This window comes from Paenibacillus sp. B1-35, from assembly GCF_050474385.1.
In the GTDB taxonomy this organism is placed as follows: Bacteria; Bacillota; Bacilli; order Paenibacillales; family Paenibacillaceae; genus Paenibacillus_B; species Paenibacillus_B alvei.
Genome location: NZ_JBCHVJ010000004.1, coordinates 429772 through 454212 on the forward strand (window position 1 = coordinate 429772; position 24441 = coordinate 454212).

General features: G+C 46.5%; 19 protein-coding genes and 1 pseudogene. 5 read left to right on the plus strand and 15 right to left on the minus strand.

What is annotated here, in order from left to right; translation table 11 throughout:
- Window positions 1–148: 148 nt before the first annotated feature.
- The 3 genes from ACQ5BJ_RS16160 to ACQ5BJ_RS16170 all read right to left on the minus strand — a co-directional run bounded on the left by ACQ5BJ_RS16160 (window position 149) and on the right by ACQ5BJ_RS16170 (window position 2950).
- Window positions 149–1264, minus strand: a complete 1116-nt coding sequence (locus ACQ5BJ_RS16160) for a sensor histidine kinase (RefSeq protein ID WP_430111596.1) — start codon at window positions 1262–1264, stop codon at window positions 149–151.
- A complete protein-coding gene (locus ACQ5BJ_RS16165; RefSeq protein ID WP_005543651.1) occupies window positions 1257–2000 on the minus strand; it encodes a response regulator transcription factor in 744 nt (247 codons plus the stop codon). Before ACQ5BJ_RS16165 ends, ACQ5BJ_RS16160 begins: the two co-directional genes overlap by 8 nt.
- A gap of 191 nt (window positions 2001–2191) precedes the next feature.
- Complete coding sequence (locus ACQ5BJ_RS16170; protein WP_005543652.1) at window positions 2192–2950, minus strand: MBL fold metallo-hydrolase; 759 nt, start codon at window positions 2948–2950, stop codon at window positions 2192–2194.
- 134 nt (window positions 2951–3084) lie between these two features.
- Here ACQ5BJ_RS16170 and ACQ5BJ_RS16175 point away from each other — a divergent pair, with 134 nt between their 5' ends.
- Window positions 3085–3501 (plus strand): Lrp/AsnC family transcriptional regulator, encoded by a 417-nt coding sequence (locus ACQ5BJ_RS16175; protein WP_005543654.1) that lies wholly within the window; start codon window positions 3085–3087, stop codon window positions 3499–3501.
- A 154-nt stretch (window positions 3502–3655) separates the two neighbouring features.
- Here the strand turns inward: ACQ5BJ_RS16175 and ACQ5BJ_RS16180 are convergent, their stop codons facing one another.
- The 3 genes from ACQ5BJ_RS16180 to ACQ5BJ_RS16190 all read right to left on the minus strand — a co-directional run bounded on the left by ACQ5BJ_RS16180 (window position 3656) and on the right by ACQ5BJ_RS16190 (window position 7369).
- Window positions 3656–4831: a serine hydrolase domain-containing protein gene (locus tag ACQ5BJ_RS16180; protein WP_430111512.1), complete on the minus strand. Its 1176-nt coding sequence runs from the start codon at window positions 4829–4831 to the stop codon at window positions 3656–3658.
- Window positions 4832–4994: 163 nt separating this feature from the next.
- Window positions 4995–6170 carry a serine hydrolase domain-containing protein gene (locus ACQ5BJ_RS16185; RefSeq protein ID WP_262866395.1) on the minus strand — a complete coding sequence of 392 codons (1176 nt, stop codon included), beginning with the start codon at window positions 6168–6170 and terminating at the stop codon, window positions 4995–4997.
- Window positions 6171–6199: 29 nt separating this feature from the next.
- Window positions 6200–7369, minus strand: a complete 1170-nt coding sequence (locus ACQ5BJ_RS16190) for a serine hydrolase domain-containing protein (RefSeq protein WP_262866396.1) — start codon at window positions 7367–7369, stop codon at window positions 6200–6202.
- Between the two features lie 320 nt (window positions 7370–7689).
- On the opposite strand from ACQ5BJ_RS16190, the gene ACQ5BJ_RS16195 reads away from it, so the two are divergent.
- Window positions 7690–9513 (plus strand): response regulator, encoded by a 1824-nt coding sequence (locus tag ACQ5BJ_RS16195; RefSeq protein WP_367668545.1) that lies wholly within the window; start codon window positions 7690–7692, stop codon window positions 9511–9513.
- 80 nt (window positions 9514–9593) lie between these two features.
- Here the strand turns inward: ACQ5BJ_RS16195 and ACQ5BJ_RS16200 are convergent, their stop codons facing one another.
- On the minus strand, window positions 9594–10583 hold the full coding sequence (locus ACQ5BJ_RS16200; RefSeq protein WP_430111598.1) for a CapA family protein: 990 nt from the start codon (window positions 10581–10583) through the stop codon (window positions 9594–9596).
- Between the two features lie 134 nt (window positions 10584–10717).
- On the opposite strand from ACQ5BJ_RS16200, the gene ACQ5BJ_RS16205 reads away from it, so the two are divergent.
- Window positions 10718–11494, plus strand: a complete 777-nt coding sequence (locus ACQ5BJ_RS16205) for a YheC/YheD family protein (RefSeq protein ID WP_005543672.1) — start codon at window positions 10718–10720, stop codon at window positions 11492–11494.
- A gap of 55 nt (window positions 11495–11549) precedes the next feature.
- Here ACQ5BJ_RS16205 and ACQ5BJ_RS16210 read toward each other — a convergent pair whose 3' ends face one another.
- Window positions 11550–12002, minus strand: coding sequence for an SRPBCC family protein (locus ACQ5BJ_RS16210; RefSeq protein ID WP_268620541.1), 453 nt, complete (start codon window positions 12000–12002; stop codon window positions 11550–11552).
- A 1337-nt stretch (window positions 12003–13339) separates the two neighbouring features.
- On the opposite strand from ACQ5BJ_RS16210, the gene ACQ5BJ_RS16215 reads away from it, so the two are divergent.
- Window positions 13340–14104, plus strand: coding sequence for a helix-turn-helix domain-containing protein (locus tag ACQ5BJ_RS16215; protein WP_268620540.1), 765 nt, complete (start codon window positions 13340–13342; stop codon window positions 14102–14104).
- 58 nt (window positions 14105–14162) lie between these two features.
- On the opposite strand, the gene ACQ5BJ_RS16220 is transcribed toward ACQ5BJ_RS16215, so the two are convergent.
- The 4 genes and pseudogenes from ACQ5BJ_RS16220 to ACQ5BJ_RS16235 form a co-directional block, all read right to left on the minus strand.
- A complete protein-coding gene (locus ACQ5BJ_RS16220) occupies window positions 14163–14954 on the minus strand; it encodes an exodeoxyribonuclease III (RefSeq protein WP_430111515.1) in 792 nt (263 codons plus the stop codon).
- 213 nt (window positions 14955–15167) lie between these two features.
- A pseudogene (locus ACQ5BJ_RS16225) lies at window positions 15168–15410 on the minus strand (sugar phosphate nucleotidyltransferase); the annotation flags it as partial.
- The gene (locus ACQ5BJ_RS16230; RefSeq protein WP_163977727.1) at window positions 15310–15822 is read right to left on the minus strand and encodes a GtrA family protein; all 513 of its coding nucleotides are present in this window, start codon (window positions 15820–15822) and stop codon (window positions 15310–15312) included. The gene ACQ5BJ_RS16230 and the pseudogene ACQ5BJ_RS16225, both read right to left, overlap by 101 nt.
- 112 nt (window positions 15823–15934) lie before the next feature.
- Window positions 15935–16132 carry a hypothetical protein gene (locus ACQ5BJ_RS16235; protein WP_430111518.1) on the minus strand — a complete coding sequence of 66 codons (198 nt, stop codon included), beginning with the start codon at window positions 16130–16132 and terminating at the stop codon, window positions 15935–15937.
- Between the two features lie 422 nt (window positions 16133–16554).
- On the opposite strand from ACQ5BJ_RS16235, the gene ACQ5BJ_RS16240 reads away from it, so the two are divergent.
- The gene (locus ACQ5BJ_RS16240) at window positions 16555–21069 is read left to right on the plus strand and encodes a S8 family serine peptidase (protein WP_430111520.1); all 4515 of its coding nucleotides are present in this window, start codon (window positions 16555–16557) and stop codon (window positions 21067–21069) included.
- A gap of 144 nt (window positions 21070–21213) precedes the next feature.
- Here the strand turns inward: ACQ5BJ_RS16240 and ACQ5BJ_RS16245 are convergent, their stop codons facing one another.
- The 3 genes from ACQ5BJ_RS16245 to ACQ5BJ_RS16255 form a co-directional block, all read right to left on the minus strand.
- Window positions 21214–22701, minus strand: coding sequence for a sensor histidine kinase (locus ACQ5BJ_RS16245; RefSeq protein WP_430111522.1), 1488 nt, complete (start codon window positions 22699–22701; stop codon window positions 21214–21216).
- Window positions 22698–23381 carry a response regulator transcription factor gene (locus ACQ5BJ_RS16250; protein ID WP_289356867.1) on the minus strand — a complete coding sequence of 228 codons (684 nt, stop codon included), beginning with the start codon at window positions 23379–23381 and terminating at the stop codon, window positions 22698–22700. Before ACQ5BJ_RS16250 ends, ACQ5BJ_RS16245 begins: the two co-directional genes overlap by 4 nt.
- A gap of 157 nt (window positions 23382–23538) precedes the next feature.
- Window positions 23539–24438: an NAD-dependent epimerase/dehydratase family protein gene (locus tag ACQ5BJ_RS16255; protein ID WP_040734938.1), complete on the minus strand. Its 900-nt coding sequence runs from the start codon at window positions 24436–24438 to the stop codon at window positions 23539–23541.
- Window positions 24439–24441: the final 3 nt, after the last annotated feature.

Genomic DNA, 24441 nt, shown 5'->3' on the forward strand with positions numbered 1-24441 from the left:
AGGTTTCCCTATTCCCTCGCCGCTTGATCGTACTCATAACTCCTGGCCTCCCATGCACAATCTCTTGATGTATCACAACAACGCAAGTATATCCCTGCTAACCGTATGCATCCCATCGATTTAGGTGACATTGCGGCGCTCGGCAACCTTACAAGATTGTCACCTTCCGAGAATGAGTTGAACGGCAATCAGCGCCGCTCAAGTAAATGGAGCCCCTTGCTTGAAACGTCACCGTCATCGTTGTCCCTCCATGAAGCTCTGAAGATACCGACAATTTATGGCCTAACCGGCCGCAAACTTCCTTGGCTACATATAGTCCCATTCCCGTCGATTCCCCAAGCGCCCTTCCATTCTCCCCCGTGAAGAATGGATCGAATATGCGAGGAAGATCATGCGGCGGAATTCCGGTTCCCTCATCCGTTATACTTAGGTGGCACTCCCCTTTATCGTCATTCATGATGCGGAAGTGGAGCTGCTTCGCGCCCGGCTTGCTCTTACTGTATTTGATTGCATTGCTGACGAACTGACTCAGTACGACACGCATCCACTTTTCATCCGTTTCCACCCAAGCCTCACCCTCGATAAGCGGAAAGGTAGAATGGCGAATGCAGAGACGCTTATGTCCGTTCACCACCGAACGAACAAGATCATGCAGAGGTATTCTCCGTATATGGAGATCCATTTCGAACTTATCGAGTCGCGCTGTATACAACAGCAGCTCCAAGCTGCGGGACATGCGATCCGTTTCCTCCTGAATGCTTGCGGCAAGCTGCCTCTGCCCCCCCTTGGATATCGGAATCTGCTGCATCGCCTCCTGGCACAGCATGTCCGCCGCAGATATCGGAGTTTTCATCTGATGCACCCATTGAAGCACGAAATGATTATGCATCTCCTGCTGGCGGCGGTAGGCTCCAAGCTCATTCAAATAGATACGATGTTGGCGCTCCAGCACATCCGCAACGAGCATCTGCTCCCTTGTGATGGGGGATTGAACGAGTATGGCTGCATTCACGTCGCCGGAATCTGTGCATACTTGCATCAGTTCCTTGTAATAGTTTTTCTGCCGAATGTAATCTACGACTAGCCATAGGACTACAAATAATAGTGAAAGCACGATGAAGTAGACGATCGTACCGTCATCCATCGCTTCTGGATACTTCGCCTGCTTCAGCAGCATCAGGCTGGTTCCAAGTCCAATGATTAGAGCGCTTGCAAGCAGATACAGCAGCCGGTCACGAACAAACACTATGGGGTATTTATTCATCAAGATTATGCTCCTCCTTCGATCCCTCGCTTTCCTCGCCGAGCACCAGCTTATATCCTATCCCTCTAACCGTGCGAATTGCATCCGGCAAACCAAGCTCTCCTAGCTTATTGCGCAGCCTCTTCACATTTACCGTCAATGTATTGTCGTCCACGAATTGAGTATCGTCCCAGAGCGCTTCCAGCAACTGATCTCGGGTCACGGCAATACCACAATGTACGAGCAGGCATTCGGCCAATAGCTGCTCGTTCTTCGTCAGCCCGACTTTCCTCTGCTGCCATATAAGCTCGTTGCGGCTAAGACTTAATATTAGTCCTTCCGCGACTATGTCCGCCTCCGGCGGCGGGGGAAGCTCGGAGACGGAGGCATAATCCCCATATACTCTGCGCAGCACGCTGCGCACCTTGGCAACCAGCAAATCGAGCATGATTGGCTTTGTAATATAGTCATCGCCGCCATTCTCAATTGCCATTACTTGATCCATCTCCCCTTCTCTCGCCGAAATGAACATGATCGGCAGATTGGATCGGGCGCGTATCTGCCTGCACCAATAATAGCCGTCAAAATACGGCAAATTAATATCGAGCAGTACCAAATGAGGATCGAAAGCGGTCAGTTCGGACATCAAATCTCGAAAATGTGAAGCGCACAATGCTTCAAAATGATATTTTTCTAAATTTCTTTGTATGACGGAGGCGATCTTCTCATCGTCTTCTACTATCAAGATGCGGTACATATATGCAATCCCTCCCGTTAGTTATACAAGCCATCAAAATTTCCCTTTTGCCTAAATAGATAATAAAAATGATACCACCTCCGCCATTTTCCGTATAGAAATCGAAAAGGCTGCCGAACCAGTCGGCAGCTTCTGTAGCATGAAATTCCCCTATTAATTCTCAATCTCGCACTATAACACCATCGTAGACATCACAACTTTATGACCTGACCATCATCGGGAACGATAATTTGATCTGCAATCCCTTTCTCTTGAGCAAAGCTGCGCAGCTCCTGTCTCGACAGCAGACAGTGATTCACTGCCTCCATATGAGATGAAATAAGGATAGACTCTGGCGCTGCCTGATGCGTCCGATAAATATCCTCCTTCGTCATAAGGATTGGGTCGCCTATCAGGAACTGTGCTGCACCTCCGTTAACAACAATGACCTCAGGGCGATGCTGCTGGATCGCCGCGTCCACCTCATCGCACCATATCGTATCCCCCGCGACATACAAGGTCTCCTCTTCCGAATGCGACAGAACGAAGCCGGATACCGTACCCATCCGCTCTCCAATTTCTCCAGTGCCATGCCGGCCAACTGTACGCTGCAAACGAACTTCACCTATGGAGGTATGATCATTCATCGCCTCGACATGATAGAACCCTACATCACGAATCGCTTGAGCATCCTGCTCATTTTGAGCAATAATGTGAATTTCCTTCGGCAGCGTCGATTTGGCTGTATCATCAAAATGATCAAGATGAAGATGCGTTATAATGACGGCATCCGCCTGAATGATTTCTTCTATATTCATCGGCAGATCAACTAGCGGATTATTTAGTTCTCCATGTGGGGTATTCGGAAATGCAGGATAGGTCTCCTTAGGAGCTAAAAACGGATCAACCAGCAATCTTTGACCTCCGTATTCCACAATCAGCGTAGCGTTGCGAATTTGGGTAATTTTCATTTTTATATTCCTCCTATGGCAGCAATTCTCTTTTTCTCGTCCTGCGTATAGGATAATATGAAGGAAGAAAGTTAGACATATGCTGAATCAAGAGTTATCCCCCATTTACTTGATTTATGAAAGAGGTTGTTACGATGCTTGATTCTACTGACCAACACATTATCGAGGAATTGTCCCGCAACGCTCGAATATCCATGAAGGAGCTCGGTCAGAAAATTCATATGACAGGCCAAGCAACAGCGAATCGGGTGCAAAAGCTTGAGGACGAAGGCATTATTGAGCGGTATACGATTCAACTGAATCAAGCCAAGGCCGGTTATCCTGTACAAGCGTTTATCCAAATTTATACGAAACAGCCGGATCATCGGCCATTCCTGTCGTTTGCCGAGACACAGCAGACCTATGTTCTGCATAATTATAAAATTAGCGGCGAATGCTGCTATCTGATGGAGTGCCGCTTCCCCTCCAATGAGGAACTAGATGCGTTTCTCGTGGAATTGAATCAATATGCGAATTACAAGCTGTCCATCGTCATTAAGAAAAACCCTTAAGTAGAATCTCACCAAACTTCAACCCATCATTCAACGTCAAAAATAGCCAGACATTCTAACCTCCTTCCGCCAATGCTGATCGTAACATAAAGAATACAGCCGTCTTTAAGACGGCTGTATTCTTTGTCCCTTTGTCGGACATGACAATGATTATTTACGGCTTATCGGCACCATTAAATTCGGCACGAAAGATTTCATCATGGGGATTAGTCTTCGATCCTGCAAACTGAAGTATATTGACGTTAGCACTCATGACGTGCTTGCCGTCAAGCGTCCCCCCGCTTTGTGAACCGAATCCAGGAATGCCACCGCTATGGCCCCACACCGACTCTCCATCCGCACGCTTCGTTATTTCGTAAATCCCCAATCCATACCGCCCTACAGGGGCCTCCACACCATCCAGCATTTGTGTCAGCGATTCATGTGACACTAGCTTTCCACCTAGCAGTGCACTGAAAAACGTATTCAAATCCTTGGCAGTCGAAATCATGTCGCCCGCTGCGTTCGCCCAGGATGGATTTAACTCCGTGATGTCAATATACTGCTTGTCTTCCAATCCCACGTATCCCCGCGCATGCGGATCCGCCAAAGAGGATTGCGTGCCTGCAACGAAGGTTTCTTTCAAGCCTAATTTGTGAATAATTCGTTCTTCGATATTGTCGCTGTACGTTTTACCTGTTGCCTTCTGGATAATGGCCCCTGCCAATACATAACCCGTGTTGGAGTAGCTCCATCCCTTCCCGGGCTCGAACAGCGGCTTCTGCTTCAGGCCAAGCCGAATCAATTCATCTACTGAATACATACGATAAGGAGTCTCCACAATCCGCTTTGCGAAATCTTCCGTTGTATAACAGGCAATGCCGCTCGTATGATTCAGCAGCTGACGAATCGTAATGTTGCTCCCATCATATCCATTCCCTTGAACCACGCCTGGAAGCCATTTTTCAACAGAATCATCCAGACTTAATTTCTTCTCCTCCGCCAATTGAAGCATTACAGTTGCGACGAACGTCTTCGTGATGCTGCCGATTCGATAATGGAATTCAGGCTCCATCTTGCGATCACTATAAATACTTGCCTGGCCCGCTCCATAGGACCACACCTTACCATCCTTTACAACCTGTGCAAGGACACCGGGAACCTTCTTACCCTCCACAAGCTCGTCCATCGCCTTTTTGACGCCCGAATGCTTCTCGTCTAACATATGCGCTTGGGTTTGTTGGGCTGCTTGATTACTTTCTCCTTGTGCTTGAGCTGCCGGGGCATTCAGCAGCATAGATCCTCCTATCAGTACAGCAAAACTCGCCAATAAGCATTTTCGAAATAACATAGAATCCGCTCCTATTCTTTTCTTCTAAATCACGGCATGTACCGTACACTCAGGTGAATTTAGCAAGCTGTATGTCCGCGACCTAACTCCAAACTATCTGAATAATGTCATATTTCGTAGTGATGGAACTTCGTTTCAATTGATGAACATTGCAATAAATACTCTACGGCTTGTCGATACCACTAAAGGCTGCACGGAAGATTTCAACATAAGGATTTGAAGTGGATATTCCAACCTCCAGCGTATTGATGTTAGCGCTCAGAACGAAATTTCCGCCAACTGTCCCCCCGCTTTGTGAATGGAATCCATGAATGCCACCGCTATGGCCCCACACCGATTCACCATCCGCGCGCTTCGTTAATTCGACAATCCCCAATCCGTACGGCCGCCCTAAAGGGGTCTCCACACCATCCAGCATTTGTGCCAGCGATTCCTGTGACAGCAGCTTTCCACCTAGCAGTGCACTAAAAAATACATTCAAATCCTTGACAGTCGAAATCATGTCGCCCGCTGCATTGGCCCAGGATGGATTCATCTCCGTGATGTCAATATACTGCTTATCTTCCAATTCAACATATCCCCGTGCATGCGGATCCGGCAAAGAGGATTGCGCGCCTGCAACGGAGGTGCCTTTCAAGCCTAATTTGTGAATAATTCGTTCTTCGATATTGTTGCTGTACGTTTTACCTGTTACCTTCTGGATAATGGCCCCCGCCAATACATAACCCGTGTTGGAATAGCTCCATCCCTTGCCGGGCTCGAACAGCGGCTTCTGCTCCAGGCCAAGCCGAATCAATTCATCTGCTGAATACGTACGATAAGGATTCTCTACTACTGTCCGCTTTGCGAAATCTTCCGTTGTATAACTGGCAATGCCGCTCGTATGATTAAGCAGCTGCCGAATTGTGATGTTGTTCCCGTTGTATCCATTGCCTTGAACCACGCCCGGAAGCCATTTCTCCACAGAATCATCCAGACTTAATTTCTTCTCCTCCGCCAATTGAAGCATTACAGTTGCGACGAACGTCTTCGTGATGCTGCCGATTCGGAAATGGAACTCTGGATCCATCTTGCGATCACTATGAATACTTGCCTGTCCCGCTCCATAGGACCACACCTTACCTTCCTTTACAACCTGTGCAAGAACACCGGGAACCTCCTTACGCTTCACGAGCTCGTCTATCGCTTTTTTGATGCCTGCATGCATTTCATTTAACACATGGGGTGCTTGGTTTTGTTGTATCGCTTGATTACTTGCACGAGCTGCCGGAGTATTCAGCAGCATGGCCCCTCCTAGCAGCATAGCAAAACTCGCCAACAAGCATTTTCGAAACAACATAGAAACCCTCCTAATTATTTTTTTAATAATTACGGCTTGTCGATACCATGAAACGCTGCACGGAAGATTTCAGCGAATGGATCTGGAGTGGATATTCCAATCTTCAGCAAATTGGTGTTGGCGCTCATGACGAATTTTCCGCCAACAGTCCCCCCGCTTAGTGAACGGAATCCATGAATGCCACCGCTATGGCCCCACACTGACTCTCCATCCGCGCGCTTCGTTATTTCGTAAATCCCCAATCCATACCGTCCAAAAGGGGTCTCTACACCATCCAGCATTTGTTTTAGCGATTCTTGTGACAGCAGCTTTCCACCTAGCAGTGCACTGAAAAATACATTTAAATCCTTGGCAGTCGAAATCATGTCGCCCGCTGCGCTCGTCAAGGAAGGATTCAGTTCCGTAATGTCAATGTACTGCTTGTCTTCCAATTCGACATATCCCCGTGCATGCGGATCCGGCAAAGAGGATTGCGCGCCTGCAACGGAGGTTCCCTTCAAGCCTAATTTGTTAATAATTCGTTCTTCGATATTGTCGCTGTACGTTTTACCTGTAACCTTTTGGATAATGGCCCCTGCCAATACATAGTTCGTATTGGTGTAGCTCCATTTCTTACCGGGCTCGAACTGCGGCTTCTGCTCCATGCCAAGCCGAATCAATTCATCTGCTGAATACGTACGATAAGGATTCTCCACCGCCCGATTTACGAAGTCTAGCGATGTATACTCTCCGATGCCGCTCGTATGATTCAGCAGCTGCCGAATCGTGATGTTGTTCCCGTTGTGTCCATTGCCTTGAACCACGCCTGGAAGCCATTTCTCCACAGAATCATCCAAACTTAATTTCTTCTCCTCCGCCAATTGAAGCATTACAGTTGCGACGAACGTCTTCGTGATGCTGCCGATTCGGAAATGGAACTCTGGATCCATCTTCCGATCACTATAAATACTTGCCTGGCCCGCTCCATAGGACCACACCTCTCCATTCTTTACAACCTGTGCAAGGACTCCGGGAACCTTCTTACCCCCCACAAGCTCGTCCATCGCTTTTTTGACGCCCGTATACTTCTCGTTTAACACATGGGGTGCTTGATTTTGTTGTGCCGCTTGATTACTTGCACGAGCTGCCGGAGTATTCAGCAGCATGGCCCCTCCAAGCAACATAGCAAAGCTCGCTAACAAGCATTTTCGAAATAACATAGAATCCGCTCCTATTCTTTTCTTCTAAATCACGGCATGTACCGTACACTCAGGTGAATTTAGCAAGCTGTATGTCCGCGACTTAACTCCAAACTATCTGAATAATGTCACATTTCGTAGTGATGAAATGTCATTATGATCCAATTTTTTAACAACAACACCTTAATGGGGGACGACACGGTCTCATATGACATAATGTCATGATGCACCAAGCGTCCTATTCGCTATTAAATCTAACCAAATGAATGACGTAGTTGCCTCTTGAACGTCGTCATAACTGTTATCAATACATTGCAGAATTTATCTGGATATGAAATGAGGTGCTGACATTGAATATAGCAATACCGTGGACGAAACAGCGGGCGTGGTACGATTGGGCGATTCTGGTCACTCGAATCTATTGGCTGTTCAGCGCGTCAGTCATCATACTAGCATTCCGTGAAGAATTCCCTCACGCGGTGTGGATGCTCTGTGCGCTAGCCTTGTTCGTCTATCCTCTTCCGCTGCTGCAACGCTTCGGAAGGCAATGGTATATGCTTGCAGAAATCGTGCTTTGTGGGGTTTCCAGCATTTGGATAAGTGCCTACTTGCCTTTAGCCTCTTGGCAGTTCCTTATGGCTGCCTTTGTATTCGGCTTCTTAAGCAGCCAAAATTGGCTGTGGTGGACCGCTCCCCTGGTCGTGATCTGTATTCCCTTCGGTATCGGCATGGTCACGAATTCAGCAATGGATGTGATTATGCTACAGTACTTGCCGAACAACGGGTTGGCATACTTTCTAGGCTTCGCTTTCCAATTATTGGCACTCACTCATAAGCAAAGCCTAATCATTCAAGAGCAGAATCGCGTCCTCGAACATCATGTAACCCAAGTAGAGCAGCTTACTCTGATCGAGGAGCGGAGCAGACTGTCCCACGAACTCCATGATACAATCGGGCACACGTTAACATCCATCATTATGGGATTGGAATCGATACGTCCCGCTATTCCTGAACCACACAGCGATCAATATGGGGAAATTATAGTGCGGGCTCGCAAAGGGCTCGATGATATTCGCAAACATCTGCATGATCTGTCTCCGGATCAGATGGATGGAACCCTAAGCGAATCGATAAACCAGCTGTCGAACGACTTCTATACATCAACAGGCATCAAGGTAAAGCTCCGTATGTTGGGAACAGAGTCTCCTGTAACGAAGCACGTTAGTTACTGCCTATATCGGTGCTTGCAAGAAGCCTTGACGAATGCTGCACGTCACGGGCAGGCTACCTCCATTGATATTTCGCTATTTTACGATGAAGAATGGCTCCGTTTACATATTGAGGACAATGGGCAAGGGATGGAGCAGGTACAACACGGCTATGGACTGTCGGGAATGAAAGAGCGTTTGCTCGCACTAGGCGGCAATTTATCTATTCATTCACGTCCTCAGGAAGGCACGGTTGTCGTGTGTTCGGTACCGCTTAACATGCCAACCTCCAATGCCGCAATCCGAATCCTTGTCGTAGACGATCAGGAATTGATCTTGCATAGCTTGCAAGATTTATTGATCAAGCACCCTGAATTCGAGGTGGTTGGAACAGCCTCCAATGGTCGCGCTGCACTTGAACAATGCGAACGGCTCAACCCGGATCTCGTGCTTATGGATGTAAAAATGCCGGAAATGGACGGGATTAGCGCACTGCAAACGATGAAGCAGTCATGGCCAGACTTGAAAGTCGCGATCCTAACCACTTTTTCAGACGTCGAGCAAGCGATAACGGCCCTTAAGCGCGGAGCCAACGGCTATATGCTGAAGTCTGTCCATCCTAGAGAACTGACCGAGGCTATCAAATTAATAAATAATGGCGGGACATGGATTGCAGAGGGCATTGCGGAGCAAGTATTTGCAGGCATGAAGCAATTGAAGTCGAGCAAAATGGAAAATGGCGCAAGTCGTATTCAGGACGATCCATACGGACTTACACAGCGTGAACAGCAAATTTTGCAGCATCTATCGCTGGGCTTGCGTTACAAGTCTATAGCGGAGAGATTGTTTTTAAGCGAAGGCACGGTGCGGAATTATTGCTCGGTTCTCTATTCCAAGCTACAGGTTAGCAATCGGGAAGAGGCCGTACTGAAGGGGAAACTGGAGAATTTAAGTTAAGGCCTCTACTTAGAGGAACGAAGGAATAGAAGGGAGGGGAAAGTACGCGATCCTTATCCCTTCCCATTTCTGCAAATCCATTAATGCTCTTGGCGCCATGGCCGTTCCGGAACGACTTTGAACACTGTTCGTCCTTGTTCCTCATAGCGTTGCACGGAAGTCTTGATCCGGTCGATTTTCGTAATGTCCGCTGTTCCTCTTTTATCTCTCGTTATCGTGAGAGACAGAATCATGCCTTGCAGCGTCTTCGGCTCCTTCTTCAGCCGTGTTGTCAAAAAATTGCCTAAAGACGAAGCTGCCACACGCAGCCTTGTTTGTCCGTAAATGTCCTTCGTTCTGGCCGAAGTCACAGGATGGAGCACATGGGGATGCGCTCCCAGCACGATGTTCACTCCCTGACGAAATAGCAGAGACATCAGCCTGCGTTGGCTCGGTGTAGGAGAGGTGCGGTATTCCCGTCCAAAATGCAAACAAACGATCACGATATCCGCACTCTTTCTCAACTCGCGCACATCTGCAAACAGCTTCTTCCGATTCAGGCGACTGACCTGCCATGGATTCGGCACGGGAATGGAATTGGTTCCTTGCGTATACGCGGCAATTCCAAGTTTAATCCCTTTTACGGTTAGTATCAGCCTGTTATTCGCTTCCCCGCGCGTGCGAAAAGTACCGGTATGTTGCAGCCCATGCCTATCTAATACGTCGAGTGTCCGTACAAGCCCCTTAATTCCGCCATCCATACAGTGATTGTTCGCTGTCGTGAGCAGGTTGAAGCCCGAATGCTGCAGTGCAGGCGCCAACTCATCCGGGCAGCTGAATATAGGATATCTCGTTTTCGGATGCCTTTTCTCTATCCACCGATTGCTGTCTGGCCGCTTTAAAATACCCTCATCATGCCAGTTGGTTCCTGAAAATGTCGTTTCCAAATTGCCGATTGTAAGATCATGCTCCTGAAAATAGGGCGCAACCTGTTCGAAAATAGGCTCGAACCGATAGCCATCATCTTCCTTCACAGAGCCAATAATCTCACTTTTCATCAAAAGATCCCCTACAGCTGCAATTCGAATCATTTCCAAAGCATTCATCCTCCTTGCCCATAGTGTATTCCGCATTCGAACAATGTGTAAAAAAAGCAGAGACTTGAAAAGCAAGTTCTTCACCACACGAATAGGATAAGGTAAACATATGGCAAGGAGACGATTTCATGAAAAGCCGAAGAAAGAGAAAGAGTGCATCTGTCACTCATTCTGTCGTTAAACCTAAGGGCCCTAAATTGGAGCATCATACGGAATTAATGAAGGACAATGAACTGCGCGGACATTTGCCGGAGACGATGAAGCTGGATAAGGAATCGTTGTTTTTTATGCTGTCGTTATATCCATCTGTCTATGTGAAACCCAATCAAGGCGCCTTTGGCGAAGGAGTCATGAAGGTAACTAAGTCCAGTGATTCATCTGAAACGGAGCAGTTCCATGTTCATCGCGGAACGAAGCAGCATACCTTTCACTCGAAAGAACGATTGTATTCCTTCATTCTCTCCAAGAAAACAAGCAAAAAGTATATCGTGCAGCAGGGTATTGACTTACTGCACTGGGAGGATCGCCCCTTCGATCTGCGAATTATGGTGAAGAAGCAAGAAGACGAAAGCTGGAAAAATGAAGGCATCTTAGGACGTGTAGCCCAATCGAACAAAATCGTTACGAACATCCGCAGCGGTGGAAGTCCTGTATCGATTGAGAAGCTGCTGTCCTCTCATACGAACTGGGTAAGTCTGCGTAATGTGAAAGAGCAAATAGATCGTATCGGGGTTCGTGCAAGCGAAAAAATCGAAAGCAAATATCCGGGAGTGAAGCTTCTAGGCATTGATATCGGACTTGATCAGCGACTGAAGCCTTGGATTATCGAGGTCAATATGAAGCCTGAAAAAATATGTTGGGACTGTATTGAGAAACTGTACCAAGAAAATGAATCTGTATCATAGGCCCCAAAAAGAAATGAGCCGACATTACGTCGGCTCGCTCTTGCTCTATATGATTTTACCAGCCAAAATCCAGTGTATTCCCTGTTTCGGCCAGTGTCTTAATATTGCTCAGAATCATCCACCAATGCTCCTTCGTACTCGCATAGGAAGGATGCCCTTCTGTCCAATTGTCATTGACCAGCGTCAATTTCGTACAGCCCCCTACCTCATCAATGGAAAAGGTAATTCTAGTCTCCAACTCCGCATGATTCTCTCGATAAGATGGACCCGGATGCTCTGTATAGCTCAACACTTTGTTTGGTTCATAAGCTAATATGTGGCCATATACATGTACCGTCTCATCCCCATCATTGCCGGGGCCGACATACTGATAAGGAGCTCCGATTTCAAAGGTAGATTTCAGAACACTGCCGAAGAAAATTTTGCGCGTTCCCTCGGGAGATGCGATTGCATTCCACACTACTTCCGGTGATGCACCAATATAAAACTCATACTTCAATGCCTCCACTTGTTATATCCCCCTTTTGAAATGATACTCGTCATGCACATTCGGTAAGTTCCTCCTACCGCTACTATGATTATAGGTATTGCCCTAATACTTGTATTGTAAAAACGCGACATTTCAGTTACGTGCGATGTTTATTTGACTGAACAGCAGCGACGTGAACTAGCTGAATTAAGTTAATCATAAAAAATCCCCTTTGGAGGTATCTTAAGGGGATTTTTTCTTTATTAGGCAGTAAAGTGCAAACGAAATTTTCATAAGAAGCACAGAGCACACAAACATTACAAATATTAAAACGAATCCGTTGTTTAGATATCCTCTTGTTATTCCAAATGAGAGAAAAAATATAATGAGGGCAAGATTGATGACAAGATTTACAATATTATGTGATCGTTTTCTTTGCGATACTACTTGTAAGTAGTTTTTGAAAAAAATTCCCCATATTCTCCTCCCATTAATTTCAAGTTTATTACCACATATACTCCGCCAAGCCACTACGTATTCATTCGCTAATCCTTTCATCTATTATGCTTTACGATTTTCAAAGATATTTTCATGTAATGTAGATAGGCTACTCGTCTATCTACACTTCCGACTTTAATCAAATGCTTTCGTAGGAATCAATTTACCGCTTATATAAGGAACTATTCGTTCTGTGTTCTATTTTTTCCTCCCAGTACCTTACAAAGTCCTGAAGTTTAAGAGCCGAGGCTCCTAGAAATCCTCCCATATAAGGCAACCAGGGTAGGCTATGGTTTTGAGAAGGTCAAGACAAAATGCAGCAACGATTGAAAGATGAAAGTACCAAAGGGATAAGAGAAGACAGCTAAGACATTTCGAATGATCAATACAAGTGCGCATAGATGGCTACAGGTATATCTATGACAGCAATAATAAGTATGTAACAACCTTTATTCGTAGTATGCACGATGACGAATCTACGGATAAGCAACAGGAAAACATTTACTAGATTCGCAGGCAGTGCTAGAATTCTTTTTAAGAACGAAAAAAGACGCCATGACTTTGCCCGGTCAGCGGTTTTTATTCACATAGATATATGATACGTATATCCTTTTTAGTTGTATCCTATTTTAGAAAATGAAAATGGTTAGGCCTGCCTTCCCCTCCTGCTGGAGGGATTTTTTATGAGTATAGCAAAGGCACTAGAGTATATTGAGACTTTCACCATCAATCTGTCGATGGCTATATCATGTTAGTCAAAAAAGGAAGCGCGGTTCCAGCTGTTTCACTTAATGACTCCACCCATCTTGATCACAGGAGTGATTCCCATCGTACATATGCAACCCGCTCCCTCTAAGCCCAGCATGGGCATTCTGAATATGAAGCAGGGTGAACAGAAATTCACGCTTGCGCGCCATAGTCCTTCTGGGGATTTATGTGATGTCATGAAACACTTCTGGGTGATTCATTGGGATTTGACCGGACAGCCCCCCTTCGAACAGGAAATCGTCCCAAATCCATGCGTTAATATTGTCATTGAACCCAATCAAACAGCCATTTACGGTGTTGCACCGAACCGCTATTCCCAACGCCTTGAGGGGAAAGGGAAGGTGCTCGGTATCAAGTTCAAGCCAGGAGGATTTTATCCCTTCGTCAAACAGCCCATCATGCAAATTACAGGACGCTCCATGCGATTTGAAGAAGTCTTCCAAGTCGACATAAGGCAGTTTGAACAAGCGGTGTTGTCAGAAGATGAGGATGAGGGCATGATCGCGGTGGCCGAAACTTTCTTCAAGGCACATCTCCCCGCAAGAGATGGCAATGTAGCTTATCTCAATCGGATTATTGGCCGCATTCAAGAAGATCGCTCAATTACGAAGGTCGATCAAATATGTGAACAATTCGAGGTAAATAAGCGCAAGCTGCAAAGGCTGTTCCAGCAGTATGTTGGTGCAACACCCAAATGGGTCATTCGACTCTATCGCTTGCAAAATGCCGCAGAATTGATTGACAATGGAATTTATGAGGATATACTCGGTCTCTCCGCAGACCTTGGCTATTACGATCAATCCCATTTCATTAAGGATTTCAAAGCTATTATTGGAGCTACACCTGAGGAATATATGAAGGGAATTCTGCGATAGACATATGGAAGGCCGGATATCCTTATCTACTAAGGAGCCCGGCCTTTGTCATGCAATCCTATTCCTTCGCCTTATCCTCTGACTGCGGCGTATCACAATCATTCATAATCAAGTGAATTGGGCAATGGTCACTGCCTAAAATATTCGAGTCAATACGAGCATCCACCAAAAAATCGCGCAAACGTGAAGATACGAGGAAGTAGTCAATGCGCCAGCCGATATTCCGCTCGCGTACCTTCGGCATATATGACCACCAGGTGTACGCATCCGTTTGGTCCGGATAGAAATGACGGAATGTATCCGTGAAGCCCGCGTCCTGCAAAATCGTCATCTTCTCCCGCTCCTTGGTGGTGAACCCGGAATTGCCATGGTTCGACTTCGGATTTTTCAAGTCGATCTCTTGATGGGCAACGTTCAAGTCTCCGCACACGATAACTGGCTTGCAGGCATCCAGCTTCTGCAAATAGAAGCGGAATCGCTCTTCCCACTCCAGTCGTTCTTCCAGACGGGATAGATCACGCTTCGAGTTCGGTGTGTACACATTGACTAAGAAGAAAGATTCGAATTCAAGTGTAAGGATTCGGCCTTCCGGCTCCTCATTCTCCTCAATTCCATAGCGTACGGATAGGGGCTTCTTTTTCGTAAATACGGCTGTGCCTGAATACCCCTTCTTGAGCGCATAATTCCAATACTGCTCATATTCCTCGCCGAGATCAAGGTCAATCTGTCCTTCCTGCAGCTTCGTCTCTTGAACACAGAAGATATCCGCATCCATCTCTCGGAAATAGTCCAAAAATCCTTTATTCACACAAGCCCGCAAGCCATTCACATTCCAGGATATAAGCTTCATTGTTCTATATCTCCTTGCCATAACTAGTAATCGTTAATACTCTCTTAAATAGTGTAACATAAGAAAGTACGGCTAGTAGAATGATCTGACAAGGAGATGGTTGGATCCCGCTTCGTCCCTCATGCAAACTAGTAAAACTTAATCTCTTCTTCTGCAGTAAGATGCAGCAGATATGATAACAGCTATGACAGCTCTTCTCGCGTGTCTCCCCGTTCCCTGAATTAACAGTGTTTGTTCCAACCCGAAGGAGTTATCGAAATAATCCTCAATCGAGCGTTTGTTCCACCCGGTTACGACAATAATGCTTTCAATGCCGGATTGTACGGCTTCTTTCACAATATATTGAATAGCAGGCTTATCCACAATCGGCAGCATTTCTTTCGGCTGAGCCTTCGTGGCTGGAAGGAACCTGGTTCCCATGCCGGCTGCGGGGATTACAACCTTCCTGATTGCCATTATCCTCCTTCCTTGTCTCTTGATAATGTGCAAATACCCAAAATCGACTGCCGCTATAATTCACGAACATCCCTCCTGTCGTAGCCGCCAGCTTGTTGATCCATAGCGGAAGCCCGCTCCAGTCAATCAGCATCAGCAACAGACCGGAGGAAAGCAGCATCGAGATTCCGTTCAATAGCGCAAATTTCATGATTTCGTGTGTCCTGATTTTATCCGACACTTGAAACGTCCATTTCCGATTGAGGAGAAAGCTATTGATCATTCCGGCACCGGAGGAGGCAACTTGCGCCATTACATACGATGCTTCCCCCGCGATAAGCAGATAGAACACGGAAAAATCTACAATCGTGTTGGCAAATCCAACTTGGCAGTAGCGCATAAATTGAATCGCCGCTTGCTTATCGACCCTCATGGCATTCTCTCCTCTCCTGATATGACTTTTATTCATTGTCTTGTGTTTCCTGAATTTCATAGAGGAATTGGAATCTCTCTCTCATTTCTCTTGATTGATCCGATCCATTCTGCTACAGGCTGTTACTCCATTCTGTATTCGTTATCTCTTTCCCGTTCTCTCGAATCCACTCTATAACCCCGTTACTTCTGCCGTCTGGGCCGCCAAAGCCTCTGCTCGAAGGAATCAAGAAATATTTCACTTCTTTATCAGTAATTAACTTCTTCAGCTTCTCTATAGTAAGAATCGGATCTGAGCCTGAAAAAATCATTTTCTTTTTATAGAACCCATGGACGTGATTCCCCTTCTAAAAAATTGCCGAAGATGCCCCGCGTTTCCCGAAGACATCTGATAGCAACCATCATACCCGGGCTAGCTGAGCACAGGCTTAAGCGGAACTGAACGAAATATGAGGGCTAGCTGAATATATGCTGAAAATGAGAAATCCGATCTGTTTAACAACGAAACTCTGATTTTCTCAACATTTCCTATCACTCTAAGCCTACTTAATAGCCTTTCTAAAATATGATTTAGGACTAAATACCCATGTTTTCAAATAAAGTGTGCGCTACAATATTCACTATCACCTATTGGAATGATATGGAATCAAATACTGAATTAAGGAGGTTAGTAGAATAAGAGATTCCGGAGGTTCACAAAAACATCATCAATCATTTAAAGGGAGGCTACAGCTTGAATCTACATACGATACGTAAAAAATTAGCGGGAATCCTTAGCATCGCTTTAGTAGCCGCCATGCTATTCCCCACCTCATCACACATTTATGCACAAGATGTTCAATCGCAAGAACACGTCACACCAAAGATCGAATCGAGTTTGTCGTCACAGCTCCAACTCTCTGATCAATTCCAAAACTCTTTAGCTCCTACTCAAACAGGGAATCTCGTCCCTCAATCCGACAGCAACAATCCAATAACGGTGATCGTCGAATTAAAGTCAGACCCCGTAGCTCTGCACTCCACTCAGCAAGGTCAAAGTCTGGCACCATCAGCCAGTAATCAGGAACGGAAAATTCGCTTAGAGCATACTGCCTTCAAATCACAAGCCAAAAAAAAATTAAATGTTGTATTCAATCACGAGTACACGAAAGTGTTCAACGGATATTCCGTACGCATTCCAGCAAATGAAGTGGATCAACTTGCGAAGCTTCCTAATGTAAAAGCTGTTTATCCGAACCTGGAGTACAACACATTGCCTGTCGACAACGGGTATGTATACAAACCTCTAATGGATGAGAGTGCTCCACACATCGGTGCAAACCAATTATGGGATATTGGTGTCAAAGGGAACGGCATTAAGGTTGGGGTACTAGATACAGGGGTCGATTATCGCCATCCAAGCTTAAAAGATGCATTTAAAGGCGGATGGGACTTCGTCGATAATGACAATGATCCAATGGAAACTCTCCCTGATTCGACGAAGCCGAAAAGACCAGACGGCAAGGAATATCATACAACTCACGGTACACATGTATCCGGTACAATTGTCGGCCGGGGTGATCCGAACAATCCGAACGGTAAAAACGGCTGGGTCAGAGGGGTAGCTCCAGGTGCTGATTTATATGTATACCGGGTGCTCGGCCCATACGGAGGTGGATCGACTGAGAATATTATTGCAGCTATCGACCGAGCGGTAACAGACAAGATGGACGTCATCAACCTCTCGCTCGGAGGAACATTCAATAACGCGTATACAGCTGATTCGGTGGCCGTTAACAATGCGGTACTGGCAGGCGTGACCGTTGTATTAGCGGCAGGCAACGATGGCCCAATGCCTGGAACGATTGGCACTCCAGGTGGCGCTCATCTTCCTATATCCGTAGGTGCTTCCACGCCTCCGATGATTACGTCTTTTTTCAAGGCCAACGGTATTCAACCATTATTGTATGCTCAACTGGCTGAATACGCTCCGGAAATCTCTGAAAAAGGCAAAGAATTCGATGTGGTATACGCCAACTTCGGCACATCTGAGGATTACAAAAACATTAACGTTTCCGGCAAACTGGTGCTCGTTTCGCGCGGCAACCTCAGCTTTCATGACAAAGCAAAAAATGCAACCGAAGCTGGTGCGGCAGCAGTTATCATCTTCAACAATGAGTCGAGTGAACTGAGGGCTAAACTTGAGGAAGCCGGCACCTACGCGCCTACCTATACAATTTCCCGGTCCGCTGGACAAGCCCTCAAAAAGAACTTGGAGCAGGGAATTACCAAAATCACCTTTGATACGATACTAGAAAAGGATCTATTAGCGGATTTCAGTTCCCGCGGGCCAATCTATCCAGACTATACCGTTAAACCAGACATCACTGCCCCAGGCGTCGCAATACGCTCCTCTGTTCCAGCATGGGATGGGAACTATACGAATGCTTATCAAGATTCACAAGGCACCAGCATGGCTGCCCCTCATATCGCAGGCGCGGCTGCCTTGCTGCTGGAGAAATACAACCACAAGATTGCAAGGGATGAGCTGAAGGCGCTCCTTATGAATAATGCCTTGCCGATAGAAGATCGCAATCATACCTCTTATACTATAACCGAGCAAGGAGCTGGTCGAGCAGACCTCAATAAGTCTATTGAGGCCACAGCCATTGCGCTCGTTCAGGCTACTACAAATGCAACAAAGGATCGACAAACTATCTCCTATGAAACCGGGAGCGTATCTTTTGGACTGGTTCCATCAGGCACTTATACTCGAGACATTACCGTGAAGGATATCGCCAATAAGAATCAAACCTATACGATAAGCAGTATATGGAACGGAACAAGCAACGGCATTGATCTGCAATTCAGCTCTAGTTCAGTAACCGTGCCTGCAAATGGGAAAGAGAGCTTTACTGTTCAGGTGGTAATCCCGCCAGATGCTGCTAAAGGCAACTATGAAGGAACCATTACTCTAACCGAGCAAACTACGAATCATCAACTGCATTTGCCTGTAAGTTTGTACGTTGGAGGTCAGTATGAAATTGCTTCAATTACGAATCTAACAGTCAAACCAAAAAACTTATCACCGGGCGGAAATGCTGAGGAAACCGCAGCGGCTTTAGCTTCGTTTGATTTAACACAACCACTGGAAGACTTCAAACTATCGGTAACAGACCTTGTATACGGAACATATATGGGGGACTTCTATGACAGCAAGGGCAAGCTTCACCTTCCAGATATATATGGAGAAAGAAAATGGGGAGGAACAGTAACGAAAGATGGAAAAGTTGCTGCGTTGCCAGATGGATCTTATGAGCTAGCGCCGTTCGTCAATGGCAAGAAGCTTGACAAGCAGGCAGCAGAATTCGTAATTGATCGTCTTGCACCTGAATACACGTTGAATGATCCCCCGCTTATCATTGATCGAGAGAATCCGGGTAAGGGGATTATTCGAGGAAAAATTACAAAGGATTTGTTTATTGATCTACACCCTGGAAAGTTCGACCAGTATATTGCCACAGCTGTAGTTGATGAATCAAGAAAACAACTCGACGGTACCATTAACGTCAAGGATGGAACATTTGAGATACCGGTCAATTTGAAGCCAGGTCACAACGAGTTTTATTTATTCGTATATGACATTGCTTTAAATGGTTTCACTGAGCCTGCCGAACATATTGTTTTTGATAATAAGGACATTGTATATGCGGGCAGCAGCAGTTCTAAAGTATTCACTGGAAGCCCATTTGATGTCAAGGTCAACTATTCTGTTGCAGAAGCCGTCTATTCCGCTTCATTCAGTCTTACTTATGACAGTAAGCTAACTTTGCTGGATGTGAAACCAAGCGTTACGCTCGCCACTTATCAACAGAAACACTATCCAGATACGCCACTGCTTGTTCATCAAGAAATAACCGAAAAAGATGGCTTGAAGACATTGAACTATAGCATCAGTCTAAGCGGTGGCGCCTATGAAGGCGAAGGTGATCTTGCAACATTCACCTTCACTGGAAATCAAGAAGGAACATATGAGTTTAAGCTTGAGGCCGTGAAGCTGCTTAATGAGAGCAGTAATTCAGTTCCAATAGGTGCGATTTTGTATCCTAAGATTGAAATCATCAAGCCAACCGTTCCAAATCCGAAGCCAGAGCCGCCGACTTATCCTGCCTCATCAGGAGGTTCCGCAGCCTTGACTGCCCCGACTCCATCAGGAAAGCAATTGAAAGCAGGGTTGCTGACGGAGACGAAGAAGGATAGTACGGTAAATGCCGTGTTCAAAATTCAGGCAGACGCTGTTCAAAAACAGCTGAAGGACAAAGATGCCAAGCAAGTCCAACTCGATATCAGCGATGTTCGCTTGAAGGAATATGGCGAAGTTGCGTTCACGCTAGATAAATCGACAGTTAAGCTGCTGCAAGAATCAGGCAAGGATCTGCACCTGGCTGGAGCAGATTATGCCATTGTCATTCCGAATAAGTCCTTAACTGAACTTATCGGCACGAACGGACTCGAGCTGGTGGTGTCCCTATCCGATCATAAGGATAAAGGATTCAGCAAGGAGCGCGGCGAGGCGACCTTCACGACACCAATGATTACAATCCGCGGTCCTAAGGACGCGAAGGGCGTAACGCTCGAAATCACCCTGAAGTTATCAGATGCTTCGAAAGATATCCGCAAAGCGGGTATATACGCTCGCGCGCAAGATACGACGCCTCCTTGGAGCTATGTACAGACAGGAGCCAAGGCTGACGATAAAAAGTCTGTTACGTTCGAAGTGACTCAATTTGGTACCTATACAATTGCTGAGCATGTAAGAACATTTAGCGATATTGCTGCACATTGGGCTAAGGAGGAAATCGAAGTCATCGCCGCTCATGAGCTGCTGCGCGGCAAAGATAGCTTAGATACCTTCAAGCCGAACGATGTTATTACTCAAGCCGAGTTCTCTTCCTTGCTTGATCGCTTGACGAACAGCGGAAAGACATGGGAACAGCGAATTGCTGAGCCTGGCGCACGCAATCCGATCACGCGTGAGAAGATGGTCGTCTTGCTGGCACAAGCCCTGAAGGCCGACCTGTCCCAATCGAACGCATCGCTTGGGTTCAAGGATGAAGCGCGCATCTCCCAAGATGCGAAGGCAGCCGTTGCGTATGCAGTCAGCAAAGGACTCATTAAAGGATCGGACAACAATACATTCAATCCGGCTGGAACTTCTACTCGTGCACAAGCAGCTATCATTTTGTTCCGCGTATTGAACGAGCTGTAATCCACGTTTTTTACACACAAGAAGCAGAAATCCCACGATCATTTCCGGGATTTCTGCTTCTTTCTTCTATTTTATAAGAGCAGCAGTTATCCAGCCCAAGTTCTCCTGCCCGTCACTCTATGAAATGCTATTTAAAGCAAAGGGTTAATGAGGCAACCAGATCAGGAATGTACTCCCCTCTCCTACTCGGCTAATGACGTGAATCGCCCCCCCATGCGCTTCTACAATCGACCTCGTAATGGCCAGACCTAGGCCAGAACCTCCTTTTTTACGATTGCGCGAGGACTCACTGCGATAGAACCGATCGAATAGATAAGGTATATGTTCCGGAGCAATCCCTGTCCCATTATCACGGACAGACAATTGAACGCCATTCTCTTGATGAACTCCTTCTATATGAATGCAGCCCAATGCTTCATCCGTATGTTGAACAGCGTTATGCACCAGGTTCAGTATGACCTGCTTCATCTTATCTGGATCATGCCTGCATATGAGCTTCGGTTCTATGGCGAGTGTAACCGTCCTATACCCTGCCAGCATTATAAGCTGCGGCTCCATGCTGCGAATGACCTCGTCAAGAGGCATGTTCACCAACTCAATGGATGGTGCTCCATCCCGATCGAGCTTGGCAAGCAGAAGTAAATCATGAACAAGCTTATTCAAACGCTCTGATTCGCTATGCATGCTGGTTAACGCCTTATGAAGCTGTTCTGGATGCTGTGCTGCTCCGCGAAGCAGCACCTCCAGAAACCCATGAATTGAAGTTAGCGGTGTGCGAAGTTCATGAGAAGCATCAGCAACGAATCGCCGCATCTGCTCCTTCATTTCCCGCTCCGCTTCGAATGAGGTTTCTAATCGCTGCAGCATGCCATTGAAGGAATCGGCCAAGCGATCTACTTCGGATTGCCCCTGCTCGGTAGAGAACCGCCGAGCCAGATTGCCCGCATCAATTTGTCCAGCTGTCTTCACCATAGTAGACAGCGGACGGAGTGTCTTCCGTATTACAGGCTGCAGAACAATGATGCCGAGTATCATCGCAACCGCAGAAACAATGAGAAAGGTTAGCGTTTGCCCAATTAGCAAGTCGTCAAGAGGAGCCGTTGGGGTACTGATCTGCACAATGCCGGATGTCCGTTCAGGCCCGAGAACAGGATGCAGCACAACCAACTGTTCCTTTCCATTCGAATCCTTCGCTATATGGTAAGCAGGCTTGCTCTCAGGGGGAGTCCTCTTCACCTTCTCATATTCCGAAGACTCCAATCGTACGGTAGCCAGCTCATCTTTCCCATTGGGCATTGGCTGATATTCCCCTTCCGAATTGATATAGGCAACATGGGTATCCGGGATAAGAAACATCGGCAGGGTTGACTTGGAACCACGCTGCCCCATCGATCCAAGTTGGTTGCGATGCTGCCCCATCCGCTTCCACACGAAACCTGGAATACTCATCGCATGACTTTGGAGACTTGCTGCTTTATTTTGATATACAACCTCGCGCATGAAGAAATATTGCAGCATACCAATGATGACCAATAACACGGCGATAACGAGTAAGGAACGGTACAGCAGCTGCGCCCGCAGCGAAGATAGATTTACCAGCCTATTAAAACATATGCGCCATCGATTCCTCATGGAATATCTACCCGATAACCTGCCCCGCGCAGTGTGCGAATTAACTGATGCTCCTTGTCGTTCAGCTTATCCCGTAGGGAGCGGATATACACCTCAACAATATTGTCCTCCCCGCCAAAGTCGTACCCCCACACCCGTTCCAAAATAACAGCCTTGCTTAGCACCATACCCCGATTCAGCACAAGAAACTTGAGCAAATCATATTCCGTTGGGGAAAGAGCAAGCACGCTGCTGCCATACGAAATCTCCTTACGCTTATCATCGATGACGAAAGGACCAATCTGCACATCCCCGAACATCGTCGGGAACTGGTTGCGTATGCGAGCATGAATGCGGGCTAACAACTCAGCGAAGCTGAATGGCTTGACCATATAATCATCAGCTCCCAGATTCAAGCCCTTCACTCGATCATCGATCTCATCCTTGGCTGTTAGCATAATAACAGCTACATCTTCTGATCTTTTCAGCATTTGACATACTTCGTATCCATCCATGCCTGGCATCATGACGTCTAATATAACCACATGAGGCCGAAACTCGGTATAACGAGCAATGGCAGCAACACCGTCCTGTGCGGTCTGCACTTCAAACCCTTCATTCACCAAGCCCAACTCAAGAAATTGTACGATATTCGGCTCATCGTCCACGATGAGAATTTTAATTTCTTTACTCCGATTCATCTGTGACCACCCTCACTACTGCGTTATGTCCCCTATTACCATCTATTATCCTATCAGTAGCTGAAATAAAGCTGAGTGTTGGCTTAAAATTTATTGAGGCGGCCGCAAATGAATAAAATCGATAATAAAATCCGAGATCCAAATCGGAATTGGCAACTTACTTGAAGCTCCTATACCATTCGATTGTTTCGCGTATTCCTGCCTCCAAGGTATACTGGGGCCTCCAGTGCAATTCCTGCCTTAGGCGCCCAACATGAGCACCGACATACAAGGGTTCGTCTGCAGGATCAGGAAGCGCCCCTAATCGAAGCAACGGTTCACGCCCCAACTCCTTAGCGACCATAGTAGCAATCTGTTTCACCTGAACCGGAATCCCTGATCCGATATTCAACGTCCCCTGCACCTTGCTCAAGAGAAAGGACACCAGCGCATTTGCCACGTCCTTGACATACAAAAAGTCACGATACTGCTTGCCTTGTGAGCAAGCAGCCTCTCGTCCATCCAGCAACGAGCGAATGATCGAGGATACCAGGCGATTCCCTTGCTCTTGAGGTCCATAAAGATGGAAAATTCGTGCCCAGCCGCTGCTCAATCCCGATTGTGAAGCATAAGACTCCAGCCAAGCTCGTAGTGAATTTTTACATATCGCATATAGTGTCTTTGTCGATAAAGCAGAAGCTTTTTCTGATAATAGTCCCTGCGTCCATTCATACTCGGCACAAGAACCTGCAACAATTACTCTTCGTCCACCACATTGAACGAAACGCTCGATAAGCATTTTGCTTGACTGCATCCAGTTATAATTGCGAAGCGAAGTATAACATTGTGGAGGAATTGCATCCCAGGCAAGATGCATAAGGTGTGTAGGTCTTACTCGATCAATAAGCACCTCCACCTCTTTCTCATCGAATAAATCGGCTTGATGCCACGTACATAAGAGATCCGTTCGGGATGATCTGTGATAAAGCGCATGAACGTTATACCCCTTCTCGAGCAGCAACTGAACAACGAATCCACCAATCCACCCACTGCCGCCAGTCACTAGTATTGTCTCCATATC